The sequence below is a fragment of the Planctomycetia bacterium genome (genome assembly GCA_034440135.1).
In the GTDB taxonomy this organism is placed as follows: Bacteria; Planctomycetota; Planctomycetia; order Pirellulales; family JALHLM01; genus JALHLM01.
Map to the genome: position 1 here is coordinate 1 of JAWXBP010000280.1, position 15772 is coordinate 15772.

A 15772-nucleotide genomic window follows, 5' to 3' on the forward strand; every position below is an offset into this window, starting at 1 on the left:
GCCATCTCAACAGCCCTCCGTGGCAAAAACGAAACTCAGCGACATCGTCGCCGGTTACGCATTGCACGGAAACCCCAGTTTTGAGACAAGGCCTAGTGTGAGGCTGCCGTCCAGAGGTCGTAGCCGATCCACATCAGGCCGGCGTCGATGACCAGGTGGCCGAGCCACGAGGCGTACAGGGCGCCGGCGCGTTGGTATTGCCAGGCCCAGACAGCGCCGCCGATGGCGATGGCCGCCGAGAGTAGCCAAGTGGCGGCGCCGAAGCCGTGCAAGAAATGGCCGATGAGCAAGACGTGATGGGCCATGAAGCCGAGGCTGGAAATCGCGACGGCCGCCGCGGTCGGCACGTAGCGGCGCAGGCCGCCGAACACGAACCAGCGCCAATAGTATTCCTCGAGCAGCGAATGAGCTAAGGAATAGAACGTCGCCAAGGCCAGGAAGTGTCCGGCTGTGCGGATGCCGAAGCCTGAGAGTTTGCTCGTGAGTTCGCGCGGGGCGGCGCCGAGCAGGGAACCTCCGCGGAGGAAGCCGTAGTAGATGGCCAGGCCGCCGAGCGTGACGGCGAGTCCGAAGGCGAGACCTTCCAGGAGATCGCGCGGGCGCGGGCGAACGAGTTGAATGGGCCATTGGCCATTAGTCCACGTCAACCAAACGAGGGGGAGCGTGAATTGCAGCAGCTTGGAGATGGCGTAGGCGGGGCGTGACGATGGATGGCCGCCGAGCCATGAGAAGTAGAGCCAGGTAGCGAAGCTGGGAAAGACGATCGCAGCGAACAATACGACCAGCTCGCAGGAACGGGAGACTTTGTGCGGCGGATTCAGGGACGGTTCCATTGACGATGACCCGCGGGCGGCATTATGGTCGAGATGTTCGGTCGCCGCATGCTCAGGCGGGAATGGGGAATGGATATCACGCTCGAATGGGGAGAGCCGCTGTGAAACGATTCGGAGGATTCTTCCTGGGCGTGCTGACCGGCGCCGCGCTGATGTTCGGCTCGCTCAAGTACCACTTCTTGTACACGAAGGACGGCCTGAAGGCAGTCCCCAAACAGACCGCCACGTTCTCCGAGACGTTACTCGACGTCCGCGAATTTGGCCCCTCCGATTGGGTCGATCACCCCGCGGTGATGGCGGCGGTCGTGAAGGCGGACGAATCGGAATTGCTGGAAGCGGCGACGGTGGATTCGTTGCGCAACAGCGTGGACCGCTGGGTGGAGGAGTTCCGCGGGGAAGGGTCCAAGTAGGAGCTCGCTCACCGCGCTTTTTGACGCGGCTTTACCGGCCGTGTAGCAATTGGTGCGCAATGCTATGCCATCGCTCGACCGTGATTCCCTCTTGTTGTTCCTGGTAGATCGGATGGTCGACCGGCTGAATCTCAATAAGCGGAACCAGGTCATTATTGCGCGACCGCACGTTTGACTTGAGGTTCCAGGTTGTTGCCTCGTAGCACGGGAGTACTGTGCAAAGCCAGCCAAAGTACGTGTCGCCTGCTCGATCCGAATCGTCCCAATGCTCATAAAGGTGGCGAAAACTGTCGTTGCTCAGCGAACACCAGACCGACCAAACAAATACGTCGTCCGTGCCGAGAATCGGCAGGCGGATATGACCACGAACGAAGAAAAACTGACCGTCGACTACGCAAAGGCTTTTCTCGAGTAAGACACGCGCGTCAAATTCGTCGTCGCTCACGCCCATATTCCGCCACGGCGCTTCGCCGACAAAATCAAGCGGCAGACCATCAAAGCGCTGACCGCAACATTGACAGACGTACGACATGGCTGTGCAACTCTCAGCTGACGAAGTCGATTGTACGGTGCTCGCGCTACACAAGGACCGGGCGCAATGAGTAAACTGAATGCGGCTAATATACAGTGCGCAACGCCGCAATTCGAGTGTTCCCATTGGTCGATTTCTTCACCATCCGAGGTTACCTCGGAGGAGTCGCCCACACTGAGTTCATTGGCGGCGGGCCTTGGTTGTTCGATTCAAAGTGATTTGACTATTGTCGTCGCGTTTCGATCGTCACGACGCCGAACTGGCTCAGGGTCCGCCCTACACGCCCTCTCCAACAGTCCGCTTCTCCCTCTGCTTCTCAGCGCCTCTGCGGTTCAGCCGGATGCGCCGTTCGTTCCGTTCTTAAGGCGTTTGATGCCTTGGTCGTGATTTTCGCTGTTTTGCGAAGAATACGGTTTCCGCGCAAATTCGGTGCGCGTGTCACTGCGTCGTCAAAGAACGGCGGTTGCGCGGCGAGTCGGATGAAGTGCCAGTCGCCGGGTGATCGATACATGACCATGATGAGCGCGTGGCTCGCGCGCACGAATGGTCGTATGGAAACTGGCGAGGCGTACATCATGGAACTGAACCGCAACCATTACTTCGTGATCGGCGTGGTGTTGATTCTGATTGGCATACAGGTGCGAATGGTCGACACGTTTGTGTTGAACAAGGAAGCCAGCGATCGGCTGATTCCTCGGCCGGAGCGCACGCTGGCCAACGATCTGTCGTTGACCACCTTGGTGTCGAATACGACGGATGTGCGGAAGACCATCACGCCGGCGCCGTGGATCGGCTGGCTGGTACTGTCCGCCGGCGCGGTGCTGACGTTGCACGCCTTGGCGATGCCCAAGGCTGGGGGCTGAGTGACGTTCGCCACCAACCGTCCTACTCCACCCCCACGCCATCGAGCGGCAGAGGCAGAGTTCGCCGTGGCTTTTGCGAGCTTTCGATCCTCGAAGACCTGGCCGCGGCTGGCATTACTGCTGCTATTGGCCGCCGCCGGGGCGGGTTGGAGTTTCGCGCAGCCGGGGCCGCATACCCGCGATTCTTCAGAAACCTCGAATAGCGGCGCGGCTGCGAGTCCCGCCAACCCGGTCGATGCGGCGGCGGCTCGCGCGAGTCGCCGGGCGGCAAGTGCGCGGCTGAGAGAAGGCACGGAGATTCGCGAAGTCCTGGGCCAGTTCATTCAGGTGGACGGCCGCTTCGAGTTTGTCAGCAGCGATGGCATTTATCGCCTCCGCATGTTGGAAAACTTGGCGCTTGAGCGGGCGTCCCGCAAGGTTGACGAAAGCGCTCAGGGCGTGATGTGGAGCGTGTCCGGCATTGTTACGGAGTACCAGGGAGGGAATTACCTGCTGGTGAAACGCATTATCGTTGACTCCGGCGCGGCGCGTGGCAAGGAATAGGGGTTTGTCACCTGTCGTATTTCGGTTGACCGCGCGGTTACATGGGCGTGATTCGGCTGCCCAGTTGGGGCTTCGATTCGCTAATTCCAGAATCGACGTGTGACGGTATGCTGGCTTCAACGTTGTGCTACTCAGCACTTGTTTTTCTCCGGCGGGCCGCGATCAAATCATCGCATTGATGAGGCGAGTTGCGCCGATTTCTGGTTCCACGGAATTTTCTTGTTTGCCCTGGCCCGCCCTACGGTGTGTGATGGGCCTCTGCTCCGGCAGGAACTGCGCTTAGCGTCAATCGCCGATCGGCCCAATCTGCCGCTACCTGGCCGTCTGCGCGAATTTCGCTTTAGGTCGCCGGAAATAGCGCAACTCCTTTTCTATCAGCCGTTTCCGTGGTGCCGCAAGGCGTTTCTTTGCACCGGTAAGCCTGTTGGCACGCGCGTTGCTAAACGACGGCCAGACGGTCTTGCATCGTTTCACTCCACGCAATCGATACCGCCAGCCATGCCATACGGGCTGTACATCTCCGCCGAAGGGGCTCTCGTGCAGAGCCGACGCTTGGAAACGGTCGCCAATAACCTGGCGAACGTGAACACGGTGGGCTTTAAGCGCGATTTGGCCCTGTTTCAAGCACGCTATGCGGAGGAAATTGCCCAGGGGCAGGCCCAGCCCGGCGAACGTAGCTGGAACGATCTTGGCGGTGGCGTCGAAGTTCGGGAAACGCGGACGGACTACTCGCAGGGGCCGTTTAAGAACACTGAGATTCCGACAGACTTCGCAATCAAAGGGGACGGGTTCTTCGCGGTCCGTGCGCCGGACGGCGACTACCTGACTCGCGCGGGCAACTTCGCGTTGCTGCCGACCGGCGAGTTGGTGACACAGCAAGGGCACGCGGTGCTGGACGATGGCGGAGCGCCGGCACGAATCGAATCGTTCCCCTGGAAACTCACGCATGATGGCGGCATTCAACAGTCCGATGGCACGACCGTGCGACTTGGCATGCTGCAACCGGCGTCGCTGGGGGATCTCGTGAAGGTGGGCGAAAACCTGTTTCGTCCGATGGGACCGACTTCGGCGGTTGAAGCTGGAAATCGCCACGTGGTCGGCGGACACCTGGAACTTGCCGGCGTGAGCGCCACGACGGAAATGATGAACATGATCGAGGCCTCGCGAGCCTTCGAAGCCAACGTGAACCTGATCCGCAACCAAGACCAGATGCTAGGCACGATGCTGGGGCGGCTGTTGAAAGCTTAGGGAAATGATGAATGACGAATGATGAATGGCCAGAGAAGTAATTCATCATTCATCGTTCATCATTTAATACACACCTCTCTTCACTCATCACGAATTCGCCATGAGCGTTCAAACGCTGTATACCGCCGCGACCGGGATGGGCGCGATGGAGACCAAGCTCGATGTGATCGCCAATAATCTGGCGAACTTGAACACCACGGCGTTCAAGGCCGAACGGGCGAACTTCGAGGACTTGTTCTATCGCAACTACAAGCTGCCGGGCGCCTTGGACCAACAGGGGAACTACACCGCTGTGGGCACCATGGTCGGCCTCGGTACGCGCGTCTCCAGCACGCAAACCAACTTCGGCCAAGGCGCCTTTGCCACGACGAACAACCAACTCGACTGGGCGATCAGTGGCGACGGGTTCTTTCCGGTCATCGATACGAACGGCCAGACGGTCTACACGCGGGCCGGCAATTTTTCCATTAACGCCGTCGGCAACATTGTGATGGGCTCCGCTGACGCCGGGCGCTTGCTCGACCCCACGATTACGATTCCCCCGGACGCGACGGATATTGTGGTTAGTGGCGACGGCAATGTTTCCGTGCGGCAGGTGAACCAGGCGCAGTTGACGCAAGTCGGCACTCTGCAACTCGCGAACTTTATCAATCCGGAAGGTTTGTTGAAGCTCGGCGAGAACTTGTATCAGGAAACGGATGCTTCGGGGCCGGCGACCACGGGTAACCCCAATCAGAACGGTCTCGGCATGGTGCGGCAAGGCGTGTTGGAATTGTCTAACGTCGAGCCGGTCCGCGAGTTGATCGATCTGATCACGACGCAACGGGCGTTCGAGTTGAATTCGCAAGCGGTGCAGGCTGGCGACCAGGTGCTGCAGCTCGTGGCGAACTTGCGGCGGTTCTAGTCGGGAAGCAATGTTCTACGCGCGAACGCAAGACGGAATCCCATGGAACCAAGGATGGTTACTTATTTTCGCCGCACCTTGCTCGTCTGGCTCTGGCTGTGCGCGGCCGGGATCGCCGGCGAGATCAATTTGCGTGAAGCGTCGCAAGTGGACCACGCCGTCGTGCGGTTGGGCGATGTCGCTGAGATCTACGGTCTCGACGAGCAAGCCCGGGAGCGGTTGTTGGCGGTGGAGTTGTTGCCTTCGCCCGCCTCGGGGAAAGCGAAAAAGCTGACGGTTCGCGAGGTACAAGATGCGATCGCGCGCAGTGCGCCAGAGTTCGCGAGCTGGACTTTTGGCGGCAGCAGTGAAACCACGGTGACGCGCGCTGCGGCGTCGGAACCACGTAAGCCGAAGGCGCCGCGTAGTGCGTCGCTGTCGTCTGTCGCCCAGGATCGCGTCCGTGAGCGTATGGATGCGGCGATCTTGTCTTATGTACGCGAACGACTCGGCGATGAGACGTGGGACATCGAAGCTGAACTGAATGAAGAGCAATTGTCCTCGCTCTCCAGCGGTCAAAAAGTGAACGTGACTGGGGGGCGTTACCTGGATGCGGAACGGGTGCAGTTTCGCGTCGAGGTGGGTGACGAGGCGTCGCAGGAAATCTGGAAGGTCACGGCCCGGGTTTCGCTGCCGCCGATGATCGTGGTGGCGCGGCGGGAATTGTCACGCGGCGAACTGATCTCGGAACAAGATGTCGAACTCGTCCGGCCGGAAGCGGTCAAGGGATTGTTGAAGCCGCTGGAATCGCTGGACGAGGTTGTCGGCAAGGAAACCACTCGCGCGATTGCCGAGGGGCAGCCGATCACCGAACCGAGCTTGCGACCCGTGATGCTTGTGCAACGCGGCCAAGTAGTGACTGTGTATTCACGATGCGGCGGCGTGCAGATTCGCATCACAGGGCGGGCGAAGGAAAACGGCGCTCACGGCGACCTGGTGCCGGTGGAGTCGCTTACCTCGCGGGAGACCTTTCATGCCCGAGTGTCCGGTCCGCAGGAAGTTGAGATTTACGCGGGCTCGCCCATGACTCCGGCGGTGGATGCAGCGCCGCGCGATCCATCCCCCTGGCTCGCAGCGCGCCGCGGTACGCAAAAGGCGTCCGCTCAAGCAAATTCCAAGACACGTTCAGCGAAGTAGGAACGCTATGAAGATCAACTTGCGTCGTTCGATCATGCTGATTGCCTGCGGGTCCGCCTGTTGGACTTACACGGAAGTCGCCTCCGCGCAGAGTTCCAGCCTGTTCGGTGAACCGTCGCAACGGGCTTTGACGCTGGAGGACGCCTTTACCTTTGTGCCGACGCCGGAACCGCCGACGATTGGGTTGCATGACATTGTGACGGTGGTGGTGAAGGACGCGTTTCAATACACGAACGAAGGCGAGTTGGTGCAACGCAAGTTGGCCAATCTTGAAGCCACGCTGGAAGACTGGATCGAGCTGGACGGGCTCAATATTCAGAAGGCGCCGCAGGATCAAGGCGATCCCGCGGTGTCCGGCGAATTGAACAGCCAGTACCGGGCGATCTCCGAGATGGAAACCGTGGGCGGCGTGCAGTTCCGCATTACGGCACGTGTCGTCGATATCCGCCCGAACGGCAACATGTTGTTGGAAGCCCGCAAGGAAGTCGTTGACAACGAAGAGGTGTGGGAACAGCGTCTGACCGGCGAAGTGCGCCCCGAAGACATTGCTCCGGACAACACGGTGTTTAGCGAGAAGCTCGCCGACTTGCGAATCGAAAAGCGTGAAACCGGCGCCGTCCGCGACGGCTACAAGCGCGGCTGGTTCAAGCGGATGTATGAACGCTTCAGTCCGTTTTGAGCAGGTAGAACGATTCGGAATGAGACGAGGCCTCAGACGTTGGCAAAGGATTTAGCGATGATCCGACGAGTTTGTGTACTACTTCTGCTCATGATGGCGACGACTGCCGCGCCGGCCTCTGCTGGAATGCGGTTGGAGGATATTTGTCGCATTAAGGGGCAGGAAGAGAACTCGTTGCATGGGTTGGGGATTGTCGTGGGCCTGAAAGGGACTGGCGATGGCGGCGATTTCGCGCCGATGATTCGCAGTCTGGCGATGGCCATGCAGTTGATGGGTAACCCGATTGGACAAGGCGAGTTGAAGAACGCCCGGAATTGCGCGATCGTTACGGTATCGGCCACGATTCCGGCCGAAGGCGCCCGGCAAGGTGATCCGCTGGATTGCAAGGTGAGTTCGATCGGCAGCGCGAAGTCGCTGGCCGGCGGGCGGTTGTTTACCGCGCCGCTGCAAGGCCCGAATCCGGCCAGTGATCGGGTTTATGCCTTTGCTGAAGGGGCGATCATGATCGACGATCCAGTGAATCCCCTGAACGGCACGATCAAGAACGGCTGCCGGCTGGAAGAAGATTTCTTCAATGTGTTCTCGAAGGGGGACAAGATCACCCTGGTGATCGACAAGAACCTGACCGGCTTTCAAGTTGCTCAGGAGATTGTGTTCTCGATTCAAGATCAGCTGCGGTTTCAATTAGGCGCGGAGTTCGGCCAGGACTATCAGTTCGTGCGGGCGATCAATCAAGGCAACGTCGAGGTGATGATTCCGCCGCAGTATCGCGATGATCCGGTCGATTGGATCGCCCAGGTGTTGGCGGTGGAAATTCGCGACGCGCCGGTCGACGCCCGCGTGGTGATTAATGCTAAGACGGGCGCCATCGCGGTCGACGGCGACGTGGAAATCGGCGCGGCCTTGGTCACCGTGCAAGGCATCGCGGTGCAAACGGGGGCGAACGTGCTGCCGAGTCCGTTCGCGGCGGTCGGGCCGAAGACCGCGAAGCTGGACGACCTGATCAAGGCGCTCAACGCAGTGCGGATCCCGCCGGCGGAAATTATCGAGATCATCCGCGTGCTGGAACGCAGCGGGAATTTGAAGGGGCGGGTGATTTTTGAGTAAGAGACTATTCAATTGGATTCACCACGGAGGCACGAAGAACACGGAGAGGGAAGAACTGTTGTGGCACGGTCTCCCGACCGTGCCACGGAAACCGTGCTGTTGCCCAGAATTGGAGAACGTCGGTCAGAACGGTGTCACGGTCGGGAGACCGTGCCACAACGAGTACGAAGTTCCAAAATCCTCCCTCTCCGTGTTCTCCGTGCCTCCGTGGTGAGTCCTCCGAGCAAGACTAAGGATCATGTCGATGAACGCTGCACTTTCGCCTATCGCTTCGCATCCGGCGTTGAGCCAACTTACTGGGCCGCAGGCTAAGGTGCCGGAGAAGCCGGATGAGGCGCGCGAGACGTTTGATAAGTTCGTGGGCGAAGTGTTCTACGGGCAGTTGCTGAAGGCGATGCGTAGCACGCAAGGCAAGCCAGCGTATTTTCACGGCGGACGCGGCGAAGAGGTGTTTCAGCAACAGTTCGATCAGATTCTGACCGAAGAACTGACCGAGAACGGCGCGGCACAGTTTACTGGCCCGATGTTCGAGCTGTTCAGCATGGGCAGGAAATGATGCATGCAGAATGATGAACGATGAATCACAGGTATTTCATCACTCATCAATGGGCATTCATCAGTCATCATTCATCATTTGATTTCGCTGGAACCATTCGCATGGATGACGCTTGGACGGACGAGATCGCCGCGTACTTGACGGACCTTTCGTCCGTGCAGGACGACTTGCTCGCGACATTGGCGGACAAACGCGCGGCGCTACTGGCGGCGGACTCTGCGCGGTTAGCGGCCGTGAATGTGCGGGAAGTCCGGCTTGCGGCGCGCTTGCAGGATTGCCAGTCGCAACGGCAGGAGATGCTCGATCGCGCCGGGAGCGAGGGCGCGCCGCCCGATAACATTCGCATGTTGGCTTCCAGCTTACCAACTCAACATCGCTTGCGCATTGTGCCCAGCATCGACGCCGCGGAACATCGCACGCGGCTGTTGCAGCAGGAGTGTCTGACAAACTGGGTTGTCGTGCAGCGAACGCTGCTACATCTTTCGCAGATGTTGGAGATTATCGCTACCGGCGGCCGGCAACGTCCGACATATGGAACTGGAGACTGCGTCCAGGCGCATGGAGTCTTGGTAGACCACGCAGTCTAGCGATGCGGCGTAGCGCCGCGAGACTGCGCGGGGGCGCTTGACCGATGTCGCTGTTCGGCTCGATTCAGATGGCTAAGAACGCCTTGCGCGCCCAACAAATTGGGCTGCAAGTCGTCGGCCAAAATATCTCGAATGCCAACACACCCGGCTATATTCGCGAAGAAGTCATTGTCTCGCCTGCGCCGACGCAACGCATCGGCGGTCTTCTGCTCGGGCTTGGCGTGCAGGTCGACGCCGTTGTCCAGAAGATCGATAAGTTTCTCGAAGAACGCTTGCGCAACGCCAAAAGCGACCGGGTCAGCAACGAGACCAAGGAGCAGGCGTATTTAGAGTTGGAGAGCATTCTGGGCGAGCTCGGCGACACCGACCTCAGCACCGCGCTCAATAACTTCTTCGGCAGCATTCATGACGTGCTGAGCCAGCCGGAGGACATCGGCGTCCGCAATCTGGCGGTGCTGCAGGGGAAGACGCTCACGGCGGACATTCGCAATCTCTCGGAGCGGGTGCGCGAGGTCCGCAGCGACTTGAACGACAAGGTCAAGGACAACGTCTTCACGATCAACAATCTGATCGAAGAGATTCGCACGCTCAATATCCGTATCACGGCCACCGAGGGTGGCGATACCACGGCCAGCGACGCCGTGGGCCTGCGCGATCAACGCAATTTGGCGCTCGGGAATCTCGCCGGGTTGATCGACATCAAGTCGATCGAGCAGCCCAACGGTTCGATCAACGTGTTCGCCGGCGGCGACTATTTGGTGTTCGAGAACTCCGCGCGGTTCGTGGAAGCGAAGCTCGATATCGACCGCGGCCTGGCGGTGGCGGATATTCGCATTATCGAGACCGATTCGGCGCTGACGGCCAATTCCGGCGAAATCGAAGGGCTCGTGTCGTCACGCGACGATGTGCTGGGCGGCTTTCTCGATCGGCTCGACGATTTCTCGCAGGCCTTCATTTTCGAATTCAACAAGCTGTTTTCGTCGGGCCAGGGGCTGAAGGGGCATGCCGAGCTGACCAGCGAGTTCGCGACCAGCGACAGCACCGTGGCGCTCGACGAGGCGGGGCTGGAATTCACGCCAGAGAACGGCAGCTTTCAGGTGCTGGTCTACAACAAGCAGACCAAGCTCACTGAAACGACCAACATTCGTATTGATCTGAATGGGCTCGACGACGATACGTCGCTCGACGATCTGGCTTCGCAACTCAACTCTGTCAGCGGTCTGGCGGCGTCTGTGGATATCGACGGCCATCTGCAGATTTCGTCCGATTCCGTGGAATTGGAGTTTTCTTTCGCCAACGATTCCAGCGGTACGCTTGCGGCGCTTGGGTTGAATACGTTCTTCACGGGTTCGAACGCCCTCGATATTGGCGTGAATGCGGTCGTCGCGGCCGATGCGGGGAAGTTCAACGCGTCGAAGTCGGGCATCGGGGCCGACACGAATACGGCCACCTTGCTGGCAGCTTTTCTCGATGCGCCGTTGGATTCCAAGAATGGCAGTAGCTTGAAAGTGCTGTATTCCAGCCTGACGGCCGAGGTCACGCAGGGCTCGAGCGTGGCCCGAGGGATCGCGGATGGGAGCCGGATCTTCGAGCAAACGCTGGTCGGCCAGCAACTTGCCACCAGCGGCGTGAGTCTCGACGAGGAAGCCGTCAAGATGATCTCGTACCAGCGAGCGCTGCAGGCCACGTCCAAGTACATCAAGGCGCTGGATGAGTTGTTGGAGATCCTGGTGAATCTGTGAGGCAAGAAGGTGGAGTAGGGGGTAGGTGAAGTAGGCGAAGTAGTTGCAGATCGGTGGCGGCGATGTCGTTCGATGGTTGGGGATGACGCTTGATACTGAAAACTGAACACTGAAAACTTCAAACTGTCCCCATGGCTATCATTCCCGTACCGACGACGCGTGTCAGCGACTTGCTGATTTCGCAGCGTTTGCTGTCGCAGATGCAATCGGATCAGCAGGCGATCTTTCGTTTGCAGAACCAGCTGACGACGGGTCGGCGGATCTCGTTGGCGAGTGAAGACGCGCCGGCCGCGCTGCGGGCTATTACGTTGCAATCGCTGATTGAACGGAAGCAACAAGTCTCGGTCAACTTGCAGACAAATCAATCGTATCTGGGCGCGACCGACGTGGCCCTCTCGAACGTCTCGGCGCTGTTGGCCGATATCCGCGGCGCGGCCATTTCCGTGGTGGGAACGACTTCCACCGATTCGCAACGCGAAGCGATCGCCTTGGAAGTCGACCGGGCCATTCAGCAGCTGGTCGACGTTGGCAACCAGCAATTCCGCGGTCGCTATCTGTTTGCGGGGGCGCGCACCAGCACACAGCCGTTTGTACAGTCCGGCGATCACATCGAATATCTAGGCGATGAAAAGTCATTGTCCGCGTATTCCGACATCGACGTGCTGTTCGAAACGAACATGCCGGGAAACCGCGTGTTTGGCGCGATTTCAGAACCGGTTCGTGGAACCACGAATCTCAATCCGGTGCTGACGGCCGAGACATCGCTGTCGGACTTGCGTGGCGGCCGCGGGGTTGTGCCGAGCAGCATTGAGATTTCGACGGGCACGGTCAGTTCGATCGTTGACCTCAGTTCGGCGTCGACGGTCGGCGACATTGCGAAACTATTGGAAGCCAATGCTCCGCTCGGCAGAATCGTGACGGTGGAAATCACGGACGTCGGATTGAATGTCTCGTTGGATTCCGGCGGCGGCGGGTCGTTGATCATTCGCGAAGTCGGCGGCGGTACGACGGCCAACGAGCTGGGTATTCTGCACGAAGTCGGCGCCGGCACCGGGCCGGTGGTGGGGAGCGATCTCGATCCGCGATTGACACTGACCACGCGGTTGGAGAATTTGCTTGGCACCCGAGCGCGGGCTTCCTTGGCGTCCGCTGGGACGAGCAACAATCTCGATTTCATCGCGACGGCGAACGGCCCCGAGTTTAACGGCGTGACGATCAAGTATGTCGACGACGATTATCTGCGCGCAGGGCCGGGACTCACGGCGGGGAATGAGGTCGCCGAGTTTCACGAAGACGCGGTGGCGGCCCGGGCGTCGTTGACGTTCGATACGAATGTGGCGGCGAACAATGACCTCCTGCTGACGGCGACTGTGCCTGGTACGTCGAACAACAGTATCACGGTTGACTTCGACGTTCGCGCGGCGGATGCGGGTGGCGTGCAAGTCAGCTTTTCGGGCAGCACGTATACCGTTTCTGTCGAGGCTGGCGTGCATTCGGCACAGGATGTTGCGAACGCGATCAACGCCAACGCGGCGCTGGGCGGCAAGTTCACGGCGGCGCTCGATACGACGGTCGACGGCACGAACAGCGGCGCGTATGTGTTCCAGTTGTCCGATGACGCGGCAACGGCCGGCGGTACGTACAACACGGGTTCGGACGCCAACACGTTGGTCGTGCGGATCGAAAGCGGCGTCACCTCGGCGAACCAAGTGCTGGCAGCCGTGAACGCGGAAGGGACTTTTAGCGCGGAGTTGAATCCGCGCGAGATTCTCAACGACGGCGCCGGCGCTGTCGTTGACACGTTTAATGAGCTGGCGGCCGTGGCTACGACGGCGGGGGGCACTGGCGAGGAGTTTGACTTTCTTTCCGGAGTGCGCATTGAGAACGGCGGCGAGAGTTTTAACATCAGCCTTGCTAGCGCGCAGACCGTGGAGGATATGCTCAACATCCTGAATGGCGCCGGCGCTGGCATTTTTGCCGAGATCAACGGGAAACAGACGGGAATCGATCTGCGATCGCGGTGGAGCGGGCAGGATTTTTCAGTCGGCGAGAACGGCGGCGATACCGCCTCGCAACTGGGCGTGCGCAGCTTGACGTCTGGTACGGAACTGGCCGATCTCAATCACGGCTTCGGCGTCCACGATACCGAGGGCGTCGATTTCGTGATTCGCCGCGCGGATGGGATTGAACTGGAGATCGACGTCGCCGGCGCGGTCACCGTGCAGGACGTGCTTGATCGGATCAATAATCATCCGGCGAATCTGGCCACGCCGACGCCGATCGTCGCGCAATTGGCCGCCAACGGCAATGGCATTGAATTGATTAATGACGGTCCGCCAGGCGGCGGCGCTTTGACCGTGGAGCGACGCAATCTGAGTCAAGCCGCCGAGGACTTGGGATTGTTGCCGTCCGGCGTTGGGACGTTCACCGCTCAATCGCCCGGCGCCGCGCCCACCGCGACGCTCACTATGTCGGGCGCGAATAATGACCTTGTCATCCGTGGCATCGCGCCGGGCACCGGTCTGAACGAAGTTAACGTTTCCGTTGTGAACTCCGGATTGGGCCCGGGCAATGGCATCGTCACGTACAATCCTTCGACGCAGTCGCTGGTTTTTGATGTCGATCCGTCGACGACGGCGAACCAGATGATTGACATTCTGGCGAACACGCCGCTCGCCGGGACGTTTTTCTCGGCCACGCTAGCGCCGGGAGACGGCGCGCCGAATACCGGGGCCGGGACGGTTGATTTCACCGCGACGGCGACCTTGGCGGGAGGGGAGCCGCCGACGCTGACTGGGACGGATGTGAATCCACGTGAAGTCGAAGGCGTATTCACGGCGCTCGTACGCTTGCGCGATGCCCTGCGTTCGAACGATGTGCTGGGCATCGAGCGAGCGATCGAGATTCTCGACGACGGTTCGCAGGCGGTGAATTTCTCGCGTGCCGAACTCGGCGCCAGGCAAAAGTCTCTCGACGTGCTGCAGGCCCGGCTCGAGGCCGAAGAAGTGGACCTGCAAGCCAGCCTGTCTTTGGAAATCGACGTCGACATTACCGAAGCGATTTCGAACTTCACAGCCCGCCAGGCGTCGTACCAGGCGTCGCTTCAGACGGCGGCACAGAGTCTGAAGATTTCGCTATTGGACTATCTGTAGTCCGACGTGTTCGTGTGGATTCCACACGGAGTCACGGAGGAGAGGATTTAACCGCGAAACACGCGAAACACACGAAAAAGGACAGAGACAAGAGTAGCGCGAAGTACGCACTCTCCGTCCGAAACCTTTCGCGTCAATTTGCGCTTTTCGCGGTTGCAAACTTGCTTCTCTCTCCTTCTCCGTAAATCTGTGCCTCTGTGGTGAATGGTCCGGGGTAGCCCGCGTCGGGACCGAAGTCTTTTCGGCTTGGCGGTCTTGTCCGATTGTTACGGCTGCGTTGCATCGCGCGGTTCGATCGAACCCTCCTCTGGTGGCTTTTTTGTGGCGGGCATTGCGACTGCTGGCCGAATTACCCCATATGCGCCAGGGACAGCCACGACCTCGATCCAAGGGTCTGCACGGATGCAACTCAAGACCACGCGATTTGGGCTCGTCGAGATTCAAGCCGACGATGTCATTCATTTTCCCGCCGGCTTGATCGGACTCGAGCACTGCCGCCAATGGGTGTTGCTGGCTGATTCCGCCAACGATGCCTTGGCTTGGATGCAATGCGTCACCGAACCCGAGGTGGCCCTCGCCGTGGTGAGCCCTGGGCGCTTCGTGCCTGGCTACCAGGTGCGGGTCTATCGCGCCGAGCTTGCTCCGCTGAACCTGACGAACGTGCGCAACGCGCAGGTTCTGGCGGTGGTGGGGAAAGGGGACGGCGCCTTGACGCTCAACCTGAAAGCACCGCTGGTGATCAACTTGGAACGCCGCGCCGGGCGACAGGTGGTCGTCAACAGCGACGAACCGACTCAATACACGCTGCAGCCCTCGGGACCGACGGTCCTTCGGAAAAGCGCATAGCCTGCCTGATTGCACTCCCAGCGAGCAAACCGCGGCGAACGCCCCGTCGAAGCGGCCCAGCTCGTTCGAAACACACTCAATATAAACAGCACCGTTCACGCGCACGGCGACCCGCATCGCCGTAGTCGCGTTTCAAAGGAGTCAGCGATGCTCGTCCTGTCGAGACAGCGCGATGAAAGCATCATGATCGGCGATCACATCGTGGTCACGATCGTGGATATTCGAGGTGACAAGGTCCGCCTCGGCATCAACGCGCCCACCGAAGTGCCCGTGCATCGCCAGGAAGTGTACGAAGCGATTCAACGCGAGAACCTCCGCGCCAGCCGGCTGGAACCGCAAGACACGGAATCGCTTGGCAAGCCCGCGCCGGGGCCGGGTCCGGGCGGCAAAGGCCGCATGCGCTAACGCGGAGCGCGAATTGAGATCGAAAACGTGCGAAGAATCCGGTTCGGCCGAAGAAAAGACGCGTAGTGAAGCTGCCGATAAACTGCGTGCCAACCTGGCGCGGAATTTCGTTGGCGTTCGCGTCGTGACGGCCGCATCGCTTCGCGCGGGCGTGCAATCCTTCTGATCCCGCCGGCCTTCATAACCGGC

General features: G+C 59.9%; 16 protein-coding genes. 14 read left to right on the forward strand and 2 right to left on the reverse strand.

Going from position 1 to position 15772, the window contains the following annotated elements:
* Positions 1-92: 92 nt before the first annotated feature.
* Positions 93-833 carry a CPBP family intramembrane glutamic endopeptidase gene (locus SGJ19_16965; protein MDZ4781941.1) on the reverse strand — a complete coding sequence of 247 codons (741 nt, stop codon included), beginning with the start codon at positions 831-833 and terminating at the stop codon, positions 93-95.
* 101 nt (positions 834-934) lie between these two features.
* Between SGJ19_16965 and SGJ19_16970 the strand changes: the two genes are divergently transcribed.
* The gene (locus tag SGJ19_16970) at positions 935-1243 is read left to right on the forward strand and encodes a hypothetical protein (GenBank protein MDZ4781942.1); all 309 of its coding nucleotides are present in this window, start codon (positions 935-937) and stop codon (positions 1241-1243) included.
* Between the two features lie 31 nt (positions 1244-1274).
* Here the strand turns inward: SGJ19_16970 and SGJ19_16975 are convergent, their stop codons facing one another.
* Entirely contained in the window at positions 1275-1775 is a 501-nt protein-coding gene (locus SGJ19_16975; GenBank protein ID MDZ4781943.1) for a DUF2199 domain-containing protein, read from the reverse strand.
* Positions 1776-2284: 509 nt separating this feature from the next.
* Between SGJ19_16975 and SGJ19_16980 the strand changes: the two genes are divergently transcribed.
* From SGJ19_16980 to csrA, 13 genes are all read left to right on the forward strand, one after another.
* Positions 2285-2638 carry a hypothetical protein gene (locus SGJ19_16980; protein ID MDZ4781944.1) on the forward strand — a complete coding sequence of 118 codons (354 nt, stop codon included), beginning with the start codon at positions 2285-2287 and terminating at the stop codon, positions 2636-2638.
* Between the two features lie 66 nt (positions 2639-2704).
* Entirely contained in the window at positions 2705-3181 is a 477-nt protein-coding gene (locus SGJ19_16985) for a hypothetical protein (protein MDZ4781945.1), read from the forward strand.
* A 498-nt stretch (positions 3182-3679) separates the two neighbouring features.
* Positions 3680-4429: a flagellar hook-basal body protein gene (locus SGJ19_16990; GenBank protein MDZ4781946.1), complete on the forward strand. Its 750-nt coding sequence runs from the start codon at positions 3680-3682 to the stop codon at positions 4427-4429.
* Positions 4430-4529: 100 nt separating this feature from the next.
* Positions 4530-5333 (forward strand): flagellar basal-body rod protein FlgG, encoded by an 804-nt coding sequence (gene flgG / locus SGJ19_16995; protein ID MDZ4781947.1) that lies wholly within the window; start codon positions 4530-4532, stop codon positions 5331-5333.
* 42 nt (positions 5334-5375) lie between these two features.
* The gene (flgA, locus tag SGJ19_17000; protein ID MDZ4781948.1) at positions 5376-6509 is read left to right on the forward strand and encodes a flagellar basal body P-ring formation chaperone FlgA; all 1134 of its coding nucleotides are present in this window, start codon (positions 5376-5378) and stop codon (positions 6507-6509) included.
* Between the two features lie 7 nt (positions 6510-6516).
* Entirely contained in the window at positions 6517-7188 is a 672-nt protein-coding gene (locus SGJ19_17005) for a flagellar basal body L-ring protein FlgH (GenBank protein ID MDZ4781949.1), read from the forward strand.
* A 90-nt stretch (positions 7189-7278) separates the two neighbouring features.
* Complete coding sequence (locus SGJ19_17010) at positions 7279-8295, forward strand: flagellar basal body P-ring protein FlgI (protein MDZ4781950.1); 1017 nt, start codon at positions 7279-7281, stop codon at positions 8293-8295.
* A gap of 244 nt (positions 8296-8539) precedes the next feature.
* Positions 8540-8851 carry a rod-binding protein gene (locus SGJ19_17015; protein MDZ4781951.1) on the forward strand — a complete coding sequence of 104 codons (312 nt, stop codon included), beginning with the start codon at positions 8540-8542 and terminating at the stop codon, positions 8849-8851.
* A gap of 101 nt (positions 8852-8952) precedes the next feature.
* Positions 8953-9438: a flagellar export chaperone FlgN gene (gene flgN, locus SGJ19_17020; protein ID MDZ4781952.1), complete on the forward strand. Its 486-nt coding sequence runs from the start codon at positions 8953-8955 to the stop codon at positions 9436-9438.
* 44 nt (positions 9439-9482) lie between these two features.
* The gene (flgK, locus tag SGJ19_17025) at positions 9483-11180 is read left to right on the forward strand and encodes a flagellar hook-associated protein FlgK (protein ID MDZ4781953.1); all 1698 of its coding nucleotides are present in this window, start codon (positions 9483-9485) and stop codon (positions 11178-11180) included.
* A 131-nt stretch (positions 11181-11311) separates the two neighbouring features.
* Positions 11312-14332, forward strand: coding sequence for a flagellar hook-associated protein FlgL (flgL, locus tag SGJ19_17030; GenBank protein ID MDZ4781954.1), 3021 nt, complete (start codon positions 11312-11314; stop codon positions 14330-14332).
* A 402-nt stretch (positions 14333-14734) separates the two neighbouring features.
* Complete coding sequence (gene fliW / locus SGJ19_17035) at positions 14735-15178, forward strand: flagellar assembly protein FliW (GenBank protein ID MDZ4781955.1); 444 nt, start codon at positions 14735-14737, stop codon at positions 15176-15178.
* Positions 15179-15325: 147 nt separating this feature from the next.
* The gene (csrA, locus tag SGJ19_17040; GenBank protein ID MDZ4781956.1) at positions 15326-15583 is read left to right on the forward strand and encodes a carbon storage regulator CsrA; all 258 of its coding nucleotides are present in this window, start codon (positions 15326-15328) and stop codon (positions 15581-15583) included.
* Positions 15584-15772: the final 189 nt, after the last annotated feature.